Consider the following 17,757-nt stretch of genomic DNA (forward strand, 5'->3'; position numbering starts at 1 on the left):
GGCCTCATAGGGTGGAGCCCAGCTGCCCACCCCCTGGAGGTGCCCGATGTCCCAGCCGGCCGGCCGGATCCTCGCCCTGGATCTCGGGTCCAGTTCGGTGCGTGCGGTCGTGCTCGCCGCCGACGGCGACCGGCTGACCCCGCTGCCCGGTGCGGCGGTCCGGGAGCAGGCGCGCATCCATCAGGGCGCGGACGGCGCGGCCGAACTCGACCTGACCGCATACCTCGGCGCCACCGTGTCCTGCCTGGACGAATTGTCCGCCGCCGGGCACCTGCGCGGCGTGCACACGGTCGGCATCTCCACCCAGTGGCACTCGCTGCTCGGGCTGGACGAACACGACGAACCGGTCGGGCCGTGCCTGTCCTGGATGGACCTGCGCCCGAGCCTGCCGGCGCACCTGGCGCCGGTCGACCCGGACGCCTACCACGCCCGTACCGGCGCGTGGTGGCACCCGTTCTACTGGCCGGTACGGATCGGCTGGCTGCGGGCCCGGACCGGACCGGCGCGCCGCTACGTCGGGCTGCCGGAGTATCTCGGCCTGGTGCTGTGGGGCGAGCCGACCGCCTCGGTGTCCTCGGCGTCGGGCACCGGCGCGCTGGACACCCGCACCTGTCGATGGGACGACGAGGCGCTGGCGCTCGCCGGCGTGACGGCCGGGCAGGTGCCGCAGCTCGCCGACGACGACTGGCGCGGCCGGTTCACCCGGGAGTACCGGAAACGCTGGCCGGACCTCGCCGACGCGGTGATCGCACCGCCGCTGGGCGACGGCGCGGCGAGTGCGCTGGGCTCCGGCTGCTTCGACGCCGACCACCTGTCCGTGACCGTCGGCACCTCCGCCGCGGTACGGCTGGTCAGCACCGGCGGCGCCGATCCGGCACCGACGGTGTGGCGGTACCGGGTCGACCACCGGCGCGCGGTCCACGGCGTCGCGTACTCCGGCGGCGGCGTGCTGGACGAGTGGGTCCTCGGGTTGCTCGACATCGATCCCGCCGCGCAGGGCCCGGCGCTCGCCGGACTCACGCCGGGCGAGCACGGGCTGGTCTGCCTGCCGTTCCACGCCGGGCACCGGCCACCGGCCACCGATCCGGCGGGGGCCGGCGGCACCCTGTACGGCCTGCGGCTGACGACCACCGGCACCGACGTGCTCGCCGCGACCCTGGAAGGGCTGTGCCACGAGATCACCGACGGGGCCCGTGCGGTCGACCCGGCAGGTACCGCGGTGCCGATGCTCGGCGGCGGTGCGGTCGCCGCGTCGAGCTGGCTGACCGGACGGCTCACCGCGGCGCTCGGCGGTCGCGGGCAGCGGGTCACCGACCCGGAGGTCGGCGCGCTCGGCGCGGCTGCCGGTGCGCTCGGCATCGACCTGCGACCGGCGACCGAGGAGGTCACCGCGAGCGACACCGACGTCGCCGCGATGGCCACCGCGGCCGATCGGCACCGCGCCCTGCGGAGCCGGCTGGCCTGACCCGGCGAGACCCGGCGGGCGACCCGGTGCGGGTCGCCCGCGGTGGCCGACCCGCCGGGTGGCTACGACAGGTCGTAGAGGGTGACCCCGGCGACCGTACGGGCCTGGTAGTGCTTCGTCACCCAGGTCTGGATCTGTTGCGGCGCCTGGCTCCCGCTGCCGGATCCGGCCAGCGAACCGGCGATGAACCAGTGGATGCGGCCGGCCGCCACCAGCTTCTCGAACGCCGCCAGGGTCGGGTAGGCGTCGGTGCCGTTGAAGCCGCCGATCGCCATCACCGGGCACCCCGACGCGAGCTGGTAGCTCGCCGCGTTGTTGGAACCGATCGTCGCCGCCGCCCAGGTGTACCGGGCATGCCCGGCGCGCAGCAGCGCCACCACCCGGGCCGCCGGGGTACCGGCGTCGAGCAGCCCACCCAGGCCCCGGCCACCGGCTCCCGGCCCGCCCCCGGTACCGCCCGGGCCGCCGGTTCGGCCGGTGCCGCCCGGACCCGAGTTGCCGCCCGGACCGGAGTTACCGCCCGGACCCGAGTTACCGCCCGGACCCGAGTTGCCGCCCAGGCCGGGCCACCCGGTACCACCGGGGCCGGTCTGGTTGGTGTTCTGGCCGGTCAGGCCACCGCCGCCGCCCGGGCCGGCACCCTTGCCGGCGCCGCCCGGCCGGCCACCGCCAGGCATTCCCCTGCCGCCACTCGGGCCGGCGGACGGGAGCGCGCCGCGGTGTGCGCTCGCCGCGGTGGACAGGGAGAACGCGAACGGCCCCGCAAGGGCGCCGGCCAGCGCCACCGCCGCGACCACGGCCACCGGCCGCCGCGCCAGCCGGTGCGCCGCCGCCAGCAGCACCGCCATGACCAGGCCGGCGCCGACGATCGTCCAGCGCAGCCACGGTTGCCAGCCGGGCACCCGGTCGAGCAGCACGTACGCCCAGACCGCGGTCACCGCGACCGTCGCGGCCACGACCGCCCGCGACCGGCGGGCGCAGACCGCGGTACCGATGCCGACCAGCGCGGCAATCGCCGGCGCCAGCGCGACCGTGTAGTACGGGTGGATGATGCCGGCCGACAGGCTGAACACCGCACCGGTCAGCACCAGCCAACCGCCCCACAGCAGTGCCGCCGCGCGGGTACGGTCGGTGCGCGGCGCCCGGCCGGCCAGCCACAGCACCGCGACGAGCAGGATCAGCGCAGCCGGCAGCAGCCAGCTGATCTGGCCGCCCATCTCGCTGTCGAACAGCCGCCACGTCCCGACATCGGTGTTGGTGTTGCCCAGCCCGCCGGTCTCGTTGCCGGTCAACCGGCCGAAGCCGTTGTAGCCGAAGGTCAGCTCCAGGATGCTGTTGTGCTGGGTACCGCCGATGTACGGCCGGTGCGAGGCCGGCACCAGCTCGACGATCGCGACCCACCAGCCGCCGGCCAGCACCAGTGCGAGCCCGCCGAGCAGCAGTTCCCGGATCCGCCGCCACGGCCGGCCCGGCCCGGCGATCAGGTGCACCGCGGCGATCACCGGTACCAGGATCAGCGCCTGCAGCATCTTGGTCAGGAACCCGAACCCGAGCAGCGCGCCGGCCAGCGCGAGCCAGCGACCGCCGTGGCCCTCCAGCGCCCGGATGGTGGCGTAGCCGGCGCCGGTGAGCAGCAACACCAGCAGCGCGTCCGGGTTGTCGAACCGGAACATCAGCGTCGCGACCGGGGTCAGCGCGAGTGCCGCCCCGGCCAGCAGGCCGGCCGGTACCCCGAACCACCGGCGCACCGCCGCGTACAGCAGCGCGACCGAGGCGATGCCCTCCAGCGCCTGCGGCACGAGCAGGCTCCAGGTGTTGAGCCCGAACAGCCGCACCGACAGGCCCATGACCCACAGGAACGCGGGCGTCTTGTCCACCGTGATCGCGTTCGCGGCGTCCGAGGAGCCGTAGAAGAACGCCTCCCAGCTGCTCGCGCCGGCCTGCGCGCTCGCCGCGTAGAACGCGTTGGCCCAGCCGGAGGCGCCGAGCCCGACCAGGTAGAGCGCCGCGGTACCGGCCAGCAGCACGGCGAGGCCGGCCCGGCCGGGGGCGAGCCACCGGTACCGGCGGTGCGCGGGCAGGGCGGCGGCCTCGGTGGCGATCGCGGTCATCGGTCGATCGTGGCCGGGACCGCTGTGCCGGGAGGAAGCCGAACCTGTGCGCCGGCTGTTGGTCTGCCCGACGTTCCGCCGGTCGACCTCAGCCCGCGGGACGCAGATCCCTGGCGCACGCGATGGCGGTGCGCCGCGCCACCCGGACGGCGGCCGCCCGGGTCGCGACGCGGCTACCCGGTGGCCGGATCGGCGGCGAACGCGGCGATCTCGTCCAGGCCCGGCCGGTACCCGTCGGTGGTGTCCACGTCCAGCGTCGGCACCGGCATCGAGACCGGGACGAACCAGTCGAACGGGTCCGGTCCGGACAGTCGCTGCAGCGCCCCCGGCACGGTGTGCGCGCGGCGGGTCGCGTCGGTCGCCGCGCGGCGCCGGATCCGTTCGCCCGCGACGACCCCGTCGACGGCGCAGCGGACGATGCGCAACCGGGCCTGGCCGGCGAGCGGGGCGAGGTTCGGGCGCCACAGCCGGTCCTGGAACGCGGCCTCGGCCACCAGGCTGACCCCGTTGCGGCTCAACAGGTCCAGGGTCGCGAAGAACACCTCGAAGGTGCGCCGGGTGTACGCGTCGCCCTCCGCCGCGGTGTAGTCCGGCAGGCCGAGGACCATGCCCTCCTTGATCTCGTCCCGGCAGATCGCCGGGCAGCCGAGCCGTGCGGCGAGCCGGTGCGCGAGCGTGGTCTTTCCGCTGCCCGGATGTCCGCTGACCACGACGAGCGTCGGCCTGTCCATCCGACCTTCCTACCAACCGGCGCCCGGCCGACCACGGACACCCAGCACGCCGCGCCGATCGGGCCGACCGGCATACTGGGCGTAGGGACGTCTCAGCCGGCAGCGTCTCAGCCGGCAGCGTCTCAGCCGGCAGCGTCTCAGCCGGCAGCGTCTCAGCCGGCAGCGTCTCAGCCGGCAGCGTCTCAGCCGGCAGCGTCTCAGCCGGCAGCGTCTCAGCCGGCAGCGTCTCAGCCGGCAGCGTCTCAGCCGGCAGCGTCTCAGCCGGCAGCGTCTCAGCCGGCAGCGAGGATCTGCCGGCCGACCTCGACCGTGGCCGCGGCGCGCTCGGCACCGAGCGCCCGGACGATCGGGCCGGCGATCGCGTCCAGTTCCAGCGTCCGGCCGGAGCGACGGTCCTTCAGCATCGACGACTGCATCGTCGGCGGCAGCGCGGCCAGCCGCGCCACGATCCGGTCCGGCTCGATGCGCACCCCGGCGAGGCCGGCCGCGGCGGCGGTCTCGTCGACCAGCGCCCGGAGCCGGTCGGGGTACTGGTCGCGCGCCGGGCCGATCGGCGCGTCGGTGGCGGTGGTCAGCAGCGCGAGCGGGGCGAGGAAGGCCATCTTGCGCCACAGCACCGTCGCCTCGTCGGGCTGGGTGCTGACGGCGAGGCCGGCCGCGCCGAACAGCTCGGCCGCCGCGACACCGGCCGGGGTGTCGTCCGCGACGACGAGGTCGGCCATCGTCGTCAGCTGCTCGACCACGCCCGCGCGGTGCCGGGTCGCCTCGATCGCGATGCTCGCCGGCACCACCGAGGCCTCCGGGTACGCGGCGCGCAGCAGCGCGGGGTGGTCGATCCCGTTGAGCAGCGGAACGATCGTCGCGGCACCGAGCGCCGGGGCCGGCACCCGGGCGAGCGCCGGCAGCAGGTCGGTGGCCTTGACCGCGACGATCAGCAGGTCGACCGGCGCCGTCAGCCACGGCCGGGCCACCGGCGCGGTCACCGTCTCGCCGTCCGGTGCGGTCAGGTGCAGCCCGCGCAGGGTGATCTCGGCGGCGGTGCGTTCGGTGGCGAGCACGCTCACCTGGTGGCCCGCGGCACCGAGCCGCGCGGCCAGCACGCCTCCGACGCCGCCCGGTCCGAGCACGCCGATCCTCGTCATCGCCCCTACTCCCTACCGGTTGCTTCCATCGTGGAAGTGAGACTAGCGTGGTCGCTTCCATGGTGGAAGTGGTAGGGGTGAGTCGTGCGACACAAGAGCTTCGAGGGCATGGACTGCCCCATCGCCCAGACGCTGGACGCGGTCGGGGAATGGTGGAGCCTGCTGATCGTGCGGGACGCGCTGCACGGCCTGACCCGGTTCGACGAGTTCCAGCGCAGCCTCGGCATCTCGTCGAACTCGCTGTCTCGGCGGCTCACCGAACTCTGCGACGCCGGCCTGCTGGCCCGGCACCGCTACCAGCAGCGACCACCGCGCGACGAGTACCGGCTGACCGCGCGCGGACGCGACCTGCAGCCGGTGATCGAGGCGCTGGCCGGCTGGGGCCGCCGGCACGTCACCGCCGGACGCGGCGGGGTGCGGCTGGTGGACGCCGAGACCGGCGCCCCGGCCGACCCGGTCCTGGTCGACCGCGACACCGGGAAACCGGTCAACACCACCGACTTCCGGTACGTGGCGCGGCGCAGCGCACCGGAGGTCAAGCGGGCCCGGATGCCACGCTCGTGACCACCGGCCGGCTCCCCCGCACGCTCGGTGGTCAGGTCCCGAGCAGGTCGCCGGTCTCGCTGTCGTACAGCAGGACGCGGCCGGCGCGGGGCACCGCCCAGCCCGGTGTGCCGGCGGCCGGTTCGGACTCCTCCGGCACCACCACGCCGATCGGGCCGCCCGCGGTCTCCAGGGTGACCAGCGACGAGGTACCGAGGTGCTCGACGATGCCCACCGTGCCGGACAGCGCATCGGGCACCGCGGTGGCGGAGAAGTCCAGGTACTCCGGGCGGATCCCGACGGTGATGCCACGGTCGGCGGGCAGGTCGGCGGGCGCCGGCAGCGAACCGGCGGCGAGGACCAGCCGGTGGTCGGTCACGGTCGCCGGCAACAGGTTCATCGGGGTGGACCCGATGAAGTTCGCCACGAACGTGTTGGCGGGCCGGCCGAACACCTCCCGCGGAGTACCGACCTGACGGATCCGGCCGGCCTCCATCACCGCGATCCGGTCGGCCATGGCGAGCGCCTCGGCCTGGTCGTGGGTGACGAAGATGGTGGTGGCCCCCAGCTCGCGCTGCAACCGCTTGAGGAAGGTCCGGGCCGACAACCGGAGCCGGGCGTCCAGATTGGACAGCGGCTCGTCGAACAGGAACGCGGACGGGTGCGCGACCACCGCGCGGGCCAGCGCCACCCGCTGCTGCTGGCCGCCGGACAGCTCGGCCGGCCGGCGTGCCATCAGCTCGGCCAGTTCCAGTCCCGCCCCGGTCTGCCGGGCCCTCTCGTGCCGGGCGGCCCGCGCCACCCGCTTGATCCGCAGCGGGTAGGCGATGTTGTCCAGCACCGTCATGTGCGGGAACAACGCGTAGTCCTGGAACACCATCGCCACGTCGCGCTGACCCGGGGCGAGCCGGGTGACCTCGCGGTCGCCGATCGACAGCGAGCCGCCGGTCGCCTCCTCCAGCCCGGCGATGGTGCGCAACAGCGTCGTCTTCCCGCAACCGGACGGGCCCAGCAGGGCGAAGAACTCGCCGTCGCCGATGGTCAGCGACAGCCCGTCGACCGCGCGTACCCCGCCCGGGTAGGTCTTCTCCAGCGCCGCCAGCTCGATCGCCGCCATCAGCCCTTGATCCCTCCCTGGAACCGGAACCCGTACCGCCGGTTGACGATCAGGTACGCCACCACCACCGGCACCGAGTACAGCAGCGAGAACGTGGAGATCAGCGCGAAGTTCGGCTGACCGCCCTCGTCGTAGAAGGTGTACATGATCACCGCCGCCGGCTGCTTGGCCTGGTCGTGCAGCAGGATGTAGGGCAGCAGGAAGTTGCCCCACACCTGCACGACCGCCCACACCGCGATGGTGGCCAGGCCGGGCCGTACCACCGGCGCGACCACGTGCCGCAGGATCTGCAGCGGGCTCGCGCCGAACACCCGTGCCGACTCCTCGTAGCTCTTCGGTACCGAGTCCATGAAGTCCTTGAGGATGAACATCGCCGAGGGCAGCAGCCCGCCGGTCAGCACCAGGATCAGCGCCAGCCGGTTGTCGATCATGTTGAGCTGGAACAGCATCAGGAAGATCGGCACCATCGCCGCGGTGCCCGTCACGATCGAGGACAGCAGCAGGATCGCGTACAGCAGGGCGTCGCGGCCGGGCAGCCGCACCCGGCTCAGCGCGTACGCGGCGGTGCCGGCGAACACCACCGCGAGCACCGCGGTACCGCCGGCGAGGACCAGCGAGTTGCCGATGGAGCGCAGCGCGAACGGGTTGTCGAACAGCACCCGGAAGTTGTGCAGGGTGAAGCTCGGCGCGGTGATCTGGTACGCCGGGGTACGGGAGAACGGCGTGAGCACCAACCACAGCAGCGGCAGCGCGAAGAACACCAGCATCAGCCCGGCGAACAGGTACAGCCCGATGCGCGACAGCGCGTGCCGCACCAGCGCGTCGGCGAGGATGCGCCTCATCAGCGTGCCTCCTTCGTCGGGGCGTTCACGAGGTACCGAGCGGCGCGGTGGGCGTCGTTGGCTCGCTCATGTCACTGCCCCCGGCGGCGCAGCAGGCGCAGGTAGAACAGCGCGATGACCAGGTTGATCACCAGCATGATCAGCGAGATCGCCGAGCCGAAACCGAGCTGGCCGCCCTCGATGGACATCCGGTACACGTAGACCGGCAGCGTCTCGGACCGGTGGTCCGGCCCGCCACCGGTGAGCATGTACGGGGTGAAGTCGTTGAACGTCCACAGTGTGATCAGCAGCGTGTTGGTCAGGATGTGGCCGCGGATGCGCGGCAGCACCACGTCGCGGAAGGTGCGCAGCGGCCCCGACCCGTACAGCCGGGCGGTCTCCAGGTGCGAGGCCGGCACCGCGTCCAGCGCCGCGGAATAGAGCAGCATCGAGAAGGCGGTGCCGCGCCAGACGTTGAACACCACGATCGTGGCGAGCGGGTGGTCCAGCGTCCAGGCCGCGCCGGGGGTGTCCAGCAGCGCGTTGAGGGTGCCGCCGTTGCGGTCCAGCAGCGCCTGCCAGAGGAACACCACCACCGTGCCGGGCAGGATCCAGGACAGCAGCACCAGCCCGTTGACCAGCATCCGTACCCAGCCGACGGCGCGACGCAGGGTCGCGGCGAGCAGGAAGCCCAGCCCGTTCTGCCCGAGCACCGCGGACAGGCCGACGAACGCCAGGGTCAGCAGCACCGAGTTGGCGAACCGCGGGTCGGTCAGCGCGTCGGTGTAGTTGCCCAGCCCGACGAACTGCGGTGCCGCCGCGTTGCTGCCCGCAAGGTCGTACTTGAGCACCCCGAGATACAGCGTCCACAGCGCGGGGAACACCAGGAACGCGGCGATCAGCGCCAGCGCCGGTACGACGAACAGCACCGCCCGGCCGACGCCGAGCCCCGCCACGTCGCCCGGCCCGGTGCGGCCGGTCCGGCGCGGCCGGGAGGCGTCGGCCGCGCCGGTGTCGTCAGTCGGAGCTGACGTGGTCTGCGCCGACAAGCTTCACCACACCCTGTTGGTACCGACTGGCGATCTGGTCGATCGGTTTGCCCGCGGCGGCCTGCCCGCTCGCCTCCTCCAGCAACGCGCCGACCGAGGCGTAGTGCTCCTCCGACGGCCGGAACCGGGTGATCGGCAGCACCTTGTCGGCGATGAACGACAGTGCCGGGTCCTTCTGCAGGATCTCGCTGTTGACCTGCTTGTTCGCCGTGATCTGCACGGTGTCGCCGAGCTGCGCCTTGATCTGGGTCGGCGAGCGCATGAAGGTGAGCAGATCCCATGCCTGCTGCGGGTACTTGGTGTTCGGGTTGATGGTGTAGCCACCGCCGCCCGACATCGACACGAAGTCCTGGCCGCCCACCCCGGCGCCCGGCTTCTCGGCCGGGATCAGCGCGTACCCGACGGTGGAGTTGCGGTCGGCCATCGCGGTGGCGTTGCAGATCGACTTGTCCGGGCACACGATCGAGCGCCACAGGTAGTCGCTCTCCCCGATGATGCCGAGCTTGCCCTTCGAGAACTCGCTGAACGACTCGTCCCGGCCGTTCGGGTCCTGCTGCAGCTTCGGGTCGCCGAGCTTGTCGGTGACGTACAGGCTGCGGTAGAAGCTCAGCACGTCCCGGATCGCCTTGGTGTCGCCCTGGTACTTGCCGGTCTTGGTGTCGTAGATCTGCTGCCCGGCACCGGCCAGCAGCGGCAGGAACCCCTGCATCGTGGTCGCCTCGCCCATCGGGGTGCCGGCGTCGATCTGGATCGGCGTCACCCCGGACAGCTTCGCAAGCTTGCGGCCGGCGGCGATGATGTCGGCCCAGCTGGTCGGCTGCCAGTTCGCCGGCAGGCCGGCCTTGGCGAACAGCTTCTTGTTGTAGAACAGCACCCGGCCGTCCACGCCGTTGGGCACGCCGTAGTACTTGCCGTTCATCGACACGTTCTGCTGCACCGACTTGTCGACCTGCTGCCAGCCCGGCCAGCTGTCGACCTTGCTGCCGACCACCTTCTCCAGCGGCTCGACGTACCCGGCCTTGGCGTACCGGCTGATCGAGTCGCCGCCGATGATGTAGATGTCCGGGCCGCCGTCGGCCTTGAGCGACAGCTCCAGCTTCTCGCCGTACTTGGCGTCGTCGATGCCGTTCTGCTGGTACTTCACGGTGACGTCGCGGCCCTTGGCCCTCTCCGCCTTCTCGAACGCGGGGATCAGCGTCTTGGAGATCCAGGTGGCTTCCTGCGCGTTCTTGCCGCCCACGATGGCGTTGGTGGAGATCGTCAGCGTGGCGTGCTTGGCGTGGGCGTTGCGCTGCGGGTCGCCGCTGCCGCTGTTGTGCTTGGCGCTGACGCAGCCGGCCGCGGTCAGGCCGACGGTGACCAGTACGGCCAGCGCCGCCGCCGATCGCGCTGCGATGGGTCGAGAACGCATGCTGTGTCGCCCCTTCCACAGACTGACGACAGATCGCCCGCCACGTCCGGCGTGGTGATCGCGACAGGCACACGATGCCATGATTGTTGCGAAGACGACAGATCCGCCGGCAGAACTTTTCAGCAACGCAGCCGGTCGACTCGCCCGGACCGCACGAGTGGCGGCCAACCGGCGCGCTCCGGCATCATTACCGCGTGACCCGATGGGAATACGCGCGGCTCGAATACTCCTCGACCGGCACGTTCGGCAACGACCGGTTCATGGACTGGTCGGCGAGCTTCTACTACTTCGGTGGCGTGTCCCGGTGGGGCACCGACGAGCGGTTCGACGACCTGCGCCACCTCAACCGGGCCGGCAACGCCGGCTGGCAGGCGTACGACCGGGATCCGGTCTATGTCGGCACGCCGCGCCGGCTGCACTCGGTGACCTACTCGCTGCGCCGCGCCGCCCCCGAGGAACCGCCGCAGCCGACCGCGCAGTAGCCGGCGCCGGAGGTCGGCGCGCGGCTCGCCGCCCAGCGCCTTGACTTCGACGCTGGTTGAAGTTCGACGATCACGCGGTGACGACGACAGCACCGGCGCGCCGCGGCGCCCTGTTCGCACCCGACCGGCGCGGCCCGACCATCGGCATCGTGGCGCTGGTCACCTTCGCCGCCTTCGAGGACATGGGCGTCAACACCGCGATGCCGCGGATCGTGGCCGACCTGCACGGCGGCGCCGAGTACTCCTGGCCGTTCCTGGCGTTCCTCGCCGCCAGCGTGGTGGCCTGCGTGTTCGCCGGCCGGCTGAGCGACCGGTACGGGTCGGTGCCGGCGATGCTCGCCGGCCCGGCGGTGTTCGTCGTCGGGCTGCTGGTGTCCGGCACCGCGAAGTCGATGCCGGCGTTGCTGGCCGGGCGCACCCTGCAGGGGCTCGGCGCCGGTACCCAGGTCGTCGCGGTCACGGTGCTGATCGGCGCGGTGTACCCGGCCGCCGACCGCCCCGCCGCGTACGCCGCGCTGTCCACCGCCTGGGTGTTGCCCGCGTTGCTCGGGCCGACGGCGGCCGGGCTGGTGGTCCAGCACGCCGGCTGGCGGTACGTCTTCCTCGGGCTGGTCCCGCTGGTACTGGCCGGGATCGCGGTGCTGGTGCCGGCACTGCGGCGGCTGCCGCCACATTCGCCCGACCGGACGGTCGCGGTCCGTCGCTGGTTGCCGCTGGCCGCCCTCGGTGCCGCCGCCGGCCTGGCCGCGCTGGAGTTCGCCGCGCAGCATCCGTCGCCGGTGGCGATCGTCGCCGCGGCCGCCGCGCTCGCCGTCCTCGTCCCGTCGGTACGCGCGCTGCTGCCCTCCGGTACGCTCACCGCCCGCGCCGGCCTGCCCACCGTGGTGCTGTCCCGCGGCCTGCTGTCCGGCGGCTACCTCGCGGTCTGCGCGTACGTGCCGCTCACGCTCACCGCGGTGCACGGGTACTCGCCAGCCGCGGCCGGGCTGCCGCTGACGGTCGGCGCGCTCGGCTGGTGCGCGTCCGCGGCGTGGCAGGGCCGCCGCCGTGCGCTGCCACGCCGTACCCTGCTGCGCGCCGGCTTCGTGCTGGTCGCCGCGGGCCTCGCCGGTACCGCGCTGACGGCACCGAGCTGGGGCCCGCCCTGGCTGGTGTTCGGCACGCTGGTGGTCGCCGGGGCCGGCATGGGGCTCGGCGTCTCCGCGGCGGGCATCCTGACGCTCGCCGCTTCCACCGCCGCCGACCGCGGCTTCAACTCCGCCGCGATGCAGATCAGCGACCTGCTCGGCCAGGTGGTGATGATCGGCGTCGGCGGTGCGCTGATCACGACGCTCGCCTCGGCGGCGCAGCCGAGCGCCGCGCTGGTTCCGCTGGATCTGATCATGGCCGCCGTCGCGCTGCTCGGTGCGCTCGCCACCGGCCGCCGCAACGATCCGCGCTGACCGCACCGGTAGAACCGCCGGCGCCGGGCGAACCTGACGCGTTCTGTCACAGCCGGCGCCTACCGTGCGGGCATGGATCTTCGACTGGCCGGGCGACCGGCGCTGGTGACGGCATCCAGCAGCGGGCTCGGCGCGGCGATCGCCCGGCGGCTCGCGGCCGAGGGCTGCCCGGTGCTGGTGCACGGCCGCGACCGGGACCGGGCCGAGGCGGCCGCCGAACAGCTGCGGGCCGCCGGCGGCGTGGCACGCACCGTGCTCGGTGACGTGACCGACCCCGCCGACCTGGAGCGCATCGCCGCCGCCGCGACCGCGTTCGGGGTGTCGATCCTGGTCAACAACGCCGGCCCGGTCGCCCAGCACGACTGGCGCACCGCCGGCGAGCAAGCGTGGTTGGACAGCTGGGCGGGCAACGTGCTGTCGGCGGTGACGTTGATCCGCGCGCTGGTGCCGGCGATGCGCTCGGCTGGCTGGGGCCGGGTGATCAACCTGGGCAGCCGCACCGCCACCAGCCCGGTGCCGAACCTCGTCGACTACGGCGCCGCCAAGGCCGCGGTGGTCAACCTGACCACGGCGCTGGCCAAGGATCTCGCCGGCACCGGCGTGACCGCGAACTCGGTCAGTCCCGGGGTGATCGTCACCGAGGCGATGCGCGCGATGTTCCTCGCCGACGACCCGCAGGGCCGGGACTGGGCCAGCCTGGAACCCGAGCTGGCCCAGCGGTACGCACCGAACCCGGCCGGCCGGCTCGGCACCCCCGACGACGTCGCGGCAACGGTCACGTTCCTCGCCAGTCCCCTCGCCGGCTACCTCAACGGGCTCGACGTCCGGGTCGACGGCGGTCTCGTCGGCACCCCGTGAGGCGACCGCCACCGAGCCCGGTCAGCCGGCCGGGATCAGCGCGGTGTCGAAGCTGACCGCGACGTCGTCGGCGAGCTTCAGCGCGCCGAGGAACGCCGAGTAGGGCTTGATTCCCCAGCGGGTCTGGCGCACCGTCGCAGAGCCGCGGATCCGGTCGTCGGTGCCGACCGCGCCGGACACCGTGACGTTCTCGGTGCTGCCGGCGACGGTCAGATCGCCGGTCAGCTCGAACCCTTCGGCACCGCCGGTGAACCCGGTCGAGACGAAGGTGACGGTCGGATGCCGGTGCGCGTCGAGCAGCTTGCCGCTGCACAGCTGGTGCACGATCTCCTCCCGGTCGTGATCGGTCAGCGGCTTGAGCCCGCCGCTGCCCTCCCGCACCGTGAGCGAGGCGACCTCGACCTCGACGCGCACCGCACCGGACGGGACCTGGCCGTCGGCACCGATCGCCGCGGTGCCCGACCAGCGGGTCGCCTCCAGCAGCAGGTCGTGTCCGGCGCGACGGCCCAGCCCGGTGCGTTCGGTGTGCAGCCGGAGCCAGCCCGTGTCGTTGCCGAATCGGTACTTTCCGGTTGATACGGCCATGGCGGCCTCCCTTCCCGGCGTCCCACCGTCCGGGTACCCGGTCGGGCCCGGTTCAAAGCTGGAACGCCGCGCGCCGGTCGGCCGGCACCAGGTCGACGTAGTCGGGGTGGCGGGCCAGCCAGCCGCGGATGAACGGGCAGTACGGCAGCACCGCGAGACCCTGCCTGCGGGCGGCGTCGAGAACCCGGCGGGCCAGCACGCTGCCCAGCCCCTGCCCCTCGTACGCAGGGTCGATCTCGGTGTGCAGGAACGCGATCTCGCCGGGCGCCCGCCGGTAGGTGACGAATCCCGCGACCCCGTCGCCGTCGACGTGCAGTTCGTACCGGTCGACGTCGGGTCGCTCCACCACGCTGGTGGTCATCGGGTCCTCCCCCGTGGTTTCAGCGGCGCCGCGGGCAGCGCCGGTGCGATCAGCCGATCGCCCTGGTAGCCCTGCACGACGCCGAACCCGTTGCCGGTGTTCCACCGCTCGCGGTAGCCGGCGATCTCGTCGCCGCTGCGGCCGACGAAGTTCCACCACATCACGATCTGCTCGTCGAACGGTTCACCGCCGAGCAGCAGCAGCCGAGCGCCGCCCTCGGTGCGCAGCCGAACCTCGGCGCGGTCGGTACCCAGGTACATCAGGGCGCCGGGCGCCAGCTCGGTGGCGTCGACGGCGGCGGCGCCGGACGCCGACAGCACCGCGTACTCGAAGTCGCGCTCCAGCGGCAGCCGCACGTCGGCGCCGGGGTCGAGGGTGAGGTCCGCGCCGACCAGCGGCGAGTACGTGGTGCCCGGCGAGGTGGCCCCGGCCAGCGTGCCCAGCAGCACGGTCGCGGTCAGACCGCGGTCGGTGACCACCGGCAGGTCCGGGTGGTGGTCGAACGCCGGCGGCACCTCCCGGTACCGTCCGGGCAGCGCCACCCACAGCTGCGCACCGTGCAGCAGCGCCGGGTGCGGCACCGGCGACTGCTCGGAGTGGGCGATGCCGCGGCCGGCGGTCATCAGTCCCAGCTGGGACGGTTCGAGCAGCTGCACGTGGCCGAGACTGTCCCGGTGCGCGACCGTGCCGGACAGTAGCCAGCTGACCGTCTGCAGGCCGGTGTGCGGGTGCGGTGCGACCTGCATGCCCGGCCGGTCGGTGATGTCGTCCGGGCCGTAGTGGTCCAGGAAGCACCAGGCGCCGACCAGCCGCCGCCCGAGCGTCGGCAGCAGCCGGCGCACCACCGTGCTCTCGCCCAGCGGCACCGTCCTGCCGGGCAGCACCTCGTGCACCGGCTCGGCGGGTACCTCGCGACGACCGCCGCAGACCACGACTTCCGGCCTGGTGTCCAGGTTGCTCATGAACGCTGCTCCCCCGTCGGCACGCTCCTGGCTAACGATGCTAGGCGGGCGTGCGGCCGGGCCGGGGCGTTCGGACGGTTCCGGCACGCCACCGGGGCGGCCCGGTCGGGCCCGCAGCACCCAGTAGCACGTTGTCCGCATCGCGCCCGAGCCGGGCGGCGTTCCGGCACCGTCGGGCAACAAACGGGCGGATTCGGTGCCCGAACGGGCGGCGGTTGCGGCCCAATTACGCCCGATTACCGCAGTACGTCGCGCCCGATCGGGCCGATCAAGCGGGCACAATCGGGCACAGATCGTGGAGTCCGAGCGGTGTTCGGCGGATGCCGGCGATGTTAGACATACGTCACAACGCCGTTGCGGACATGTCAAGGGAGGCGGGAACGATGCAGGCCGACGAGCGACAGCACCGGATCCTGTCGCTGGCGCGCAGCAACGGCGGGGTCGAGGTCACCAGGCTGGCCGAGGAGCTCGCGGTCGCGCCGGAGACGGTCCGCCGCGACCTGAAGCTGCTGGAGCAGCACGGGCTGATCCGCCGCACGCACGGCGGTGCGTACCCGGTGGAGACGGCGACGTTCGAGACCACGCTGGCGATGCGCACCACCCGCCGGGTGCCCGAGAAGCGCCGCATCGCCGCCGCGGCGGTCGACCTGCTCGGCGACGCGGCCACCGTGTTCGTTGACGAGGGGTTCACCCCGCAGCTGGTCGCCGAGGCGCTGCCCACCGACCGGGAGCTGACCGTACTGACGGCATCGCTGTCCACCGCCGCCGCGGTCGCCGAAACCGGCGCGGCGAACGTGCTGATGCTCGGCGGTCGGGTACGCGGCCGCACCCTGGCCACCGTCGATCACTGGGTGACGAACATGCTCTCCGGGTTCGTCATCGACCTGGCGTTCATCGGCGCGAACGGGATCTCCCGGCAGCACGGGCTGACCACGCCGGACCCTGCGGTGGCGGCGGTCAAGTCGTGCGCGGTCCGGGCGGCCCGGCGGCGGGTGTTCGTCGGCATCCACAGCAAGTTCGGCGTCTCCAGCTTCTGCCGGTTCGCCGACATCGGCCAGTTCGAGGCGCTGATCACCGACACCGGACTGCCGGCAACCGAGGCGCGCCGGCTGTCCATGCTCGGTCCGCAGGTGATGCGGGTGTGAACGGGTAACACGGTTTCGTTGTCCGACAGAGCATCCGGGACGACCTCCGGATGTCCGACAGAGCATCCGGGGTACGCCCCGGAGGCGCGGGCGAGGCTGCCCGCAGACGAGGTGGAGGAGTAACACCATGTCCAGGTTTCTGCCGCGCCGCACCCGGTTGCTGGGTGCCGCGCTGGCGTTGGGGGTCGCCGCGGCCGCGCTGACCGCGTGTGGTGGTGCCGGCGGCGGCACCTCCGCCTCCGGCCACAGCATCAACGTGCTGATGGTCAACAACCCGCAGATGGTCGATCTGCAGAAGCTGACCGCCGCGAACTTCACCAAGCAGACCGGCATCAAGGTCAACTTCACGGTGCTGCCGGAGAACGACGCCCGGGACAAGTTCACCCAGGACTTCTCCAGCCAGGCGGGCCGGTACGACGTTGCGACGATCAGCAACTACGAGGTGCCGTTCTACGCGAAGAACAACTGGATCGCACCGCTGGACTCGTACGCGGCGAAGGACACCGCGTTCGACCAGTCGGACATCCTCAAGCCGATCCAGTCGTCGCTGTCGTCCGGCGGCAAGATCTACGCGGAGCCGTTCTACGGCGAGTCGTCGTTCCTGATGTACCGCAAGGACGTGTTCGCGGCCAAGCACCTGACCATGCCGGCGCACCCGACCTGGCAGCAGGTGGCCGACCTCGCGGCGAAGGCGGACGGCGCCAAGCCCGGTCTCAAGGGCATCTGCCTGCGCGGCCAGCCCGGCTGGGGCGAGGTCATCGCGCCGCTGACCACGGTGGTCAACACGATGGGCGGCACCTGGTTCACCAAGGACTGGAAGGCGCAGGTCAACACCGGCGGCTTCAAGAAGGCCACCCAGTTCTACGTCGACCTGGTCCGCAAGCACGGTGAGGCGGGCGCCGCGCAGGCCGGCTTCACCGAGTGCCTGAACGACTTCGAGCAGGGCAAGGTCGCCATGTGGTACGACGCGACCTCGGCGGCGGGCAGCCTGGAAGGCAGCGACTCCAAGGTCGCCGGCAAGGTCGGCTACGTGCCGGCACCGGTGGACAAGACCAGCTCGTCCGGCTGGCTGTACTCGTGGGCGTTCGCGATCCAGAAGGCGTCCAAGCACACCGACGACGCGTGGAAGTTCATCTCCTGGGCCTCCGGCAAGGGCTACCTGAAGCTCGTCGGCAACAAGCTCGGCTGGGCGCAGGTGCCGCCGGGCACCCGGACCTCCACGTTCGCCAACCCGGAGTACCAGAAGGCGGCGAAGGCGTTCTACCCGGCGATGCAGACCGCGATCGACACCGCGAAGCCGACCGACCCGGGCGTGCAGCCGCGGCCGACGGTGGGCATCCAGTTCGTCGACATCCCGGAGTTCACCGACCTGGGTACCCAGGTGTCGCAGCAGGTCTCGTCGGCGATCGCCGGTAAGACCTCCGTCTCGGCGGCGCTGGATCGCAGTCAGCAACTGGCCGCCGCGGTGGCCAAGAAGTACCAGTAGCCGCCCGGTGCCGCCCGGCCTCCTCCGGGCGGCACCGCATCGAGGA

Annotated in this window: 18 protein-coding genes; 7 read left to right on the forward strand and 11 right to left on the reverse strand. The window is 72.7% G+C overall.

What is annotated here, in order from left to right; all coding sequences use genetic code 11:
• Nucleotides 1-46 precede the first annotated feature (46 nt).
• Nucleotides 47-1,465: an FGGY family carbohydrate kinase gene (locus Athai_RS14575; RefSeq protein WP_203961985.1), complete on the forward strand. Its 1,419-nt coding sequence runs from the start codon at nucleotides 47-49 to the stop codon at nucleotides 1,463-1,465.
• A 62-nt stretch (nucleotides 1,466-1,527) separates the two neighbouring features.
• Here the strand turns inward: Athai_RS14575 and Athai_RS14580 are convergent, their stop codons facing one another.
• From Athai_RS14580 to Athai_RS14595, 4 genes are all read right to left on the reverse strand, one after another.
• Nucleotides 1,528-3,576, reverse strand: coding sequence for a glycosyltransferase family 39 protein (locus tag Athai_RS14580; RefSeq protein WP_203961986.1), 2,049 nt, complete (start codon nucleotides 3,574-3,576; stop codon nucleotides 1,528-1,530).
• A 173-nt stretch (nucleotides 3,577-3,749) separates the two neighbouring features.
• A complete protein-coding gene (locus Athai_RS14585) occupies nucleotides 3,750-4,307 on the reverse strand; it encodes a P-loop nucleotide/nucleoside kinase family protein (protein ID WP_203961987.1) in 558 nt (185 codons plus the stop codon).
• Between the two features lie 9 nt (nucleotides 4,308-4,316).
• A complete protein-coding gene (locus tag Athai_RS35280; protein ID WP_203965713.1) occupies nucleotides 4,317-4,583 on the reverse strand; it encodes a pentapeptide repeat-containing protein in 267 nt (88 codons plus the stop codon).
• Nucleotides 4,580-5,449: a ketopantoate reductase family protein gene (locus Athai_RS14595; protein ID WP_203961988.1), complete on the reverse strand. Its 870-nt coding sequence runs from the start codon at nucleotides 5,447-5,449 to the stop codon at nucleotides 4,580-4,582. The genes Athai_RS35280 and Athai_RS14595 overlap by 4 nt, the downstream gene beginning before the upstream one ends.
• 84 nt (nucleotides 5,450-5,533) lie before the next feature.
• On the opposite strand from Athai_RS14595, the gene Athai_RS14600 reads away from it, so the two are divergent.
• Nucleotides 5,534-6,013 carry a winged helix-turn-helix transcriptional regulator gene (locus Athai_RS14600; RefSeq protein ID WP_203961989.1) on the forward strand — a complete coding sequence of 160 codons (480 nt, stop codon included), beginning with the start codon at nucleotides 5,534-5,536 and terminating at the stop codon, nucleotides 6,011-6,013.
• 31 nt (nucleotides 6,014-6,044) lie between these two features.
• Here the strand turns inward: Athai_RS14600 and Athai_RS14605 are convergent, their stop codons facing one another.
• The 4 genes from Athai_RS14605 to Athai_RS14620 form a co-directional block, all read right to left on the reverse strand.
• The gene (locus Athai_RS14605; protein WP_203961990.1) at nucleotides 6,045-7,109 is read right to left on the reverse strand and encodes an ABC transporter ATP-binding protein; all 1,065 of its coding nucleotides are present in this window, start codon (nucleotides 7,107-7,109) and stop codon (nucleotides 6,045-6,047) included.
• On the reverse strand, nucleotides 7,109-7,951 hold the full coding sequence (locus Athai_RS14610; RefSeq protein ID WP_203961991.1) for a carbohydrate ABC transporter permease: 843 nt from the start codon (nucleotides 7,949-7,951) through the stop codon (nucleotides 7,109-7,111). Before Athai_RS14610 ends, Athai_RS14605 begins: the two co-directional genes overlap by 1 nt.
• A gap of 71 nt (nucleotides 7,952-8,022) precedes the next feature.
• The gene (locus Athai_RS14615; protein ID WP_203961992.1) at nucleotides 8,023-8,979 is read right to left on the reverse strand and encodes a carbohydrate ABC transporter permease; all 957 of its coding nucleotides are present in this window, start codon (nucleotides 8,977-8,979) and stop codon (nucleotides 8,023-8,025) included.
• Nucleotides 8,948-10,390: an ABC transporter substrate-binding protein gene (locus tag Athai_RS14620; protein ID WP_203961993.1), complete on the reverse strand. Its 1,443-nt coding sequence runs from the start codon at nucleotides 10,388-10,390 to the stop codon at nucleotides 8,948-8,950. The genes Athai_RS14615 and Athai_RS14620 overlap by 32 nt, the downstream gene beginning before the upstream one ends.
• A 194-nt stretch (nucleotides 10,391-10,584) precedes the next feature.
• On the opposite strand from Athai_RS14620, the gene Athai_RS14625 reads away from it, so the two are divergent.
• From Athai_RS14625 to Athai_RS14635, 3 genes are all read left to right on the forward strand, one after another.
• Nucleotides 10,585-10,872, forward strand: coding sequence for a hypothetical protein (locus Athai_RS14625; RefSeq protein ID WP_203961994.1), 288 nt, complete (start codon nucleotides 10,585-10,587; stop codon nucleotides 10,870-10,872).
• A gap of 77 nt (nucleotides 10,873-10,949) precedes the next feature.
• Nucleotides 10,950-12,314, forward strand: a complete 1,365-nt coding sequence (locus Athai_RS14630) for an MFS transporter (RefSeq protein ID WP_239156939.1) — start codon at nucleotides 10,950-10,952, stop codon at nucleotides 12,312-12,314.
• A 72-nt stretch (nucleotides 12,315-12,386) separates the two neighbouring features.
• On the forward strand, nucleotides 12,387-13,172 hold the full coding sequence (locus Athai_RS14635; protein WP_203961995.1) for an SDR family NAD(P)-dependent oxidoreductase: 786 nt from the start codon (nucleotides 12,387-12,389) through the stop codon (nucleotides 13,170-13,172).
• 21 nt (nucleotides 13,173-13,193) lie between these two features.
• Here Athai_RS14635 and Athai_RS14640 read toward each other — a convergent pair whose 3' ends face one another.
• From Athai_RS14640 to Athai_RS14650, 3 genes are read right to left on the reverse strand one after another with little or no spacing between them, the layout of a single operon-like run.
• Nucleotides 13,194-13,757, reverse strand: coding sequence for a YceI family protein (locus Athai_RS14640; RefSeq protein WP_203961996.1), 564 nt, complete (start codon nucleotides 13,755-13,757; stop codon nucleotides 13,194-13,196).
• A 52-nt stretch (nucleotides 13,758-13,809) separates the two neighbouring features.
• A complete protein-coding gene (locus tag Athai_RS14645; RefSeq protein WP_203961997.1) occupies nucleotides 13,810-14,118 on the reverse strand; it encodes a GNAT family N-acetyltransferase in 309 nt (102 codons plus the stop codon).
• Entirely contained in the window at nucleotides 14,115-15,080 is a 966-nt protein-coding gene (locus Athai_RS14650; RefSeq protein ID WP_203961998.1) for a pirin family protein, read from the reverse strand. Before Athai_RS14650 ends, Athai_RS14645 begins: the two co-directional genes overlap by 4 nt.
• Nucleotides 15,081-15,463: 383 nt before the next feature.
• On the opposite strand from Athai_RS14650, the gene Athai_RS14655 reads away from it, so the two are divergent.
• Nucleotides 15,464-16,225 carry a DeoR/GlpR family DNA-binding transcription regulator gene (locus Athai_RS14655; RefSeq protein ID WP_203961999.1) on the forward strand — a complete coding sequence of 254 codons (762 nt, stop codon included), beginning with the start codon at nucleotides 15,464-15,466 and terminating at the stop codon, nucleotides 16,223-16,225.
• A 127-nt stretch (nucleotides 16,226-16,352) separates the two neighbouring features.
• The gene (locus Athai_RS14660; protein ID WP_203962000.1) at nucleotides 16,353-17,711 is read left to right on the forward strand and encodes an ABC transporter substrate-binding protein; all 1,359 of its coding nucleotides are present in this window, start codon (nucleotides 16,353-16,355) and stop codon (nucleotides 17,709-17,711) included.
• The last annotated feature ends 46 nt before the right edge of the window (nucleotides 17,712-17,757 follow it).

It is taken from the genome of Actinocatenispora thailandica (genome assembly GCF_016865425.1).
GTDB classification, from domain to species: domain Bacteria; phylum Actinomycetota; class Actinomycetes; order Mycobacteriales; family Micromonosporaceae; genus Actinocatenispora; species Actinocatenispora thailandica.

What these genes read in the sequence shown, in the direction of transcription:
- Athai_RS14575 (WP_203961985.1), top strand. Translation starts at nt 47, where the DNA reads ATGTCCCAGCCGGCCGGCCGGATCCTCGCCCTGGATCTCGGGTCCAGT.
- Athai_RS14580 (WP_203961986.1), bottom strand. Translation starts at nt 3,576, where the DNA reads ATGACCGCGATCGCCACCGAGGCCGCCGCCCTGCCCGCGCACCGCCGG.
- Athai_RS14585 (WP_203961987.1), bottom strand. Translation starts at nt 4,307, where the DNA reads ATGGACAGGCCGACGCTCGTCGTGGTCAGCGGACATCCGGGCAGCGGA.
- Athai_RS14595 (WP_203961988.1), bottom strand. Translation starts at nt 5,449, where the DNA reads ATGACGAGGATCGGCGTGCTCGGACCGGGCGGCGTCGGAGGCGTGCTG.
- Athai_RS14605 (WP_203961990.1), bottom strand. Translation starts at nt 7,109, where the DNA reads ATGGCGGCGATCGAGCTGGCGGCGCTGGAGAAGACCTACCCGGGCGGG.
- Athai_RS14610 (WP_203961991.1), bottom strand. Translation starts at nt 7,951, where the DNA reads ATGAGGCGCATCCTCGCCGACGCGCTGGTGCGGCACGCGCTGTCGCGC.
- Athai_RS14620 (WP_203961993.1), bottom strand. Translation starts at nt 10,390, where the DNA reads ATGCGTTCTCGACCCATCGCAGCGCGATCGGCGGCGGCGCTGGCCGTA.
- Athai_RS14635 (WP_203961995.1), top strand. Translation starts at nt 12,387, where the DNA reads ATGGATCTTCGACTGGCCGGGCGACCGGCGCTGGTGACGGCATCCAGC.
- Athai_RS14640 (WP_203961996.1), bottom strand. Translation starts at nt 13,757, where the DNA reads ATGGCCGTATCAACCGGAAAGTACCGATTCGGCAACGACACGGGCTGG.
- Athai_RS14645 (WP_203961997.1), bottom strand. Translation starts at nt 14,118, where the DNA reads ATGACCACCAGCGTGGTGGAGCGACCCGACGTCGACCGGTACGAACTG.
- Athai_RS14650 (WP_203961998.1), bottom strand. Translation starts at nt 15,080, where the DNA reads ATGAGCAACCTGGACACCAGGCCGGAAGTCGTGGTCTGCGGCGGTCGT.
- Athai_RS14655 (WP_203961999.1), top strand. Translation starts at nt 15,464, where the DNA reads ATGCAGGCCGACGAGCGACAGCACCGGATCCTGTCGCTGGCGCGCAGC.
- Athai_RS14660 (WP_203962000.1), top strand. Translation starts at nt 16,353, where the DNA reads ATGTCCAGGTTTCTGCCGCGCCGCACCCGGTTGCTGGGTGCCGCGCTG.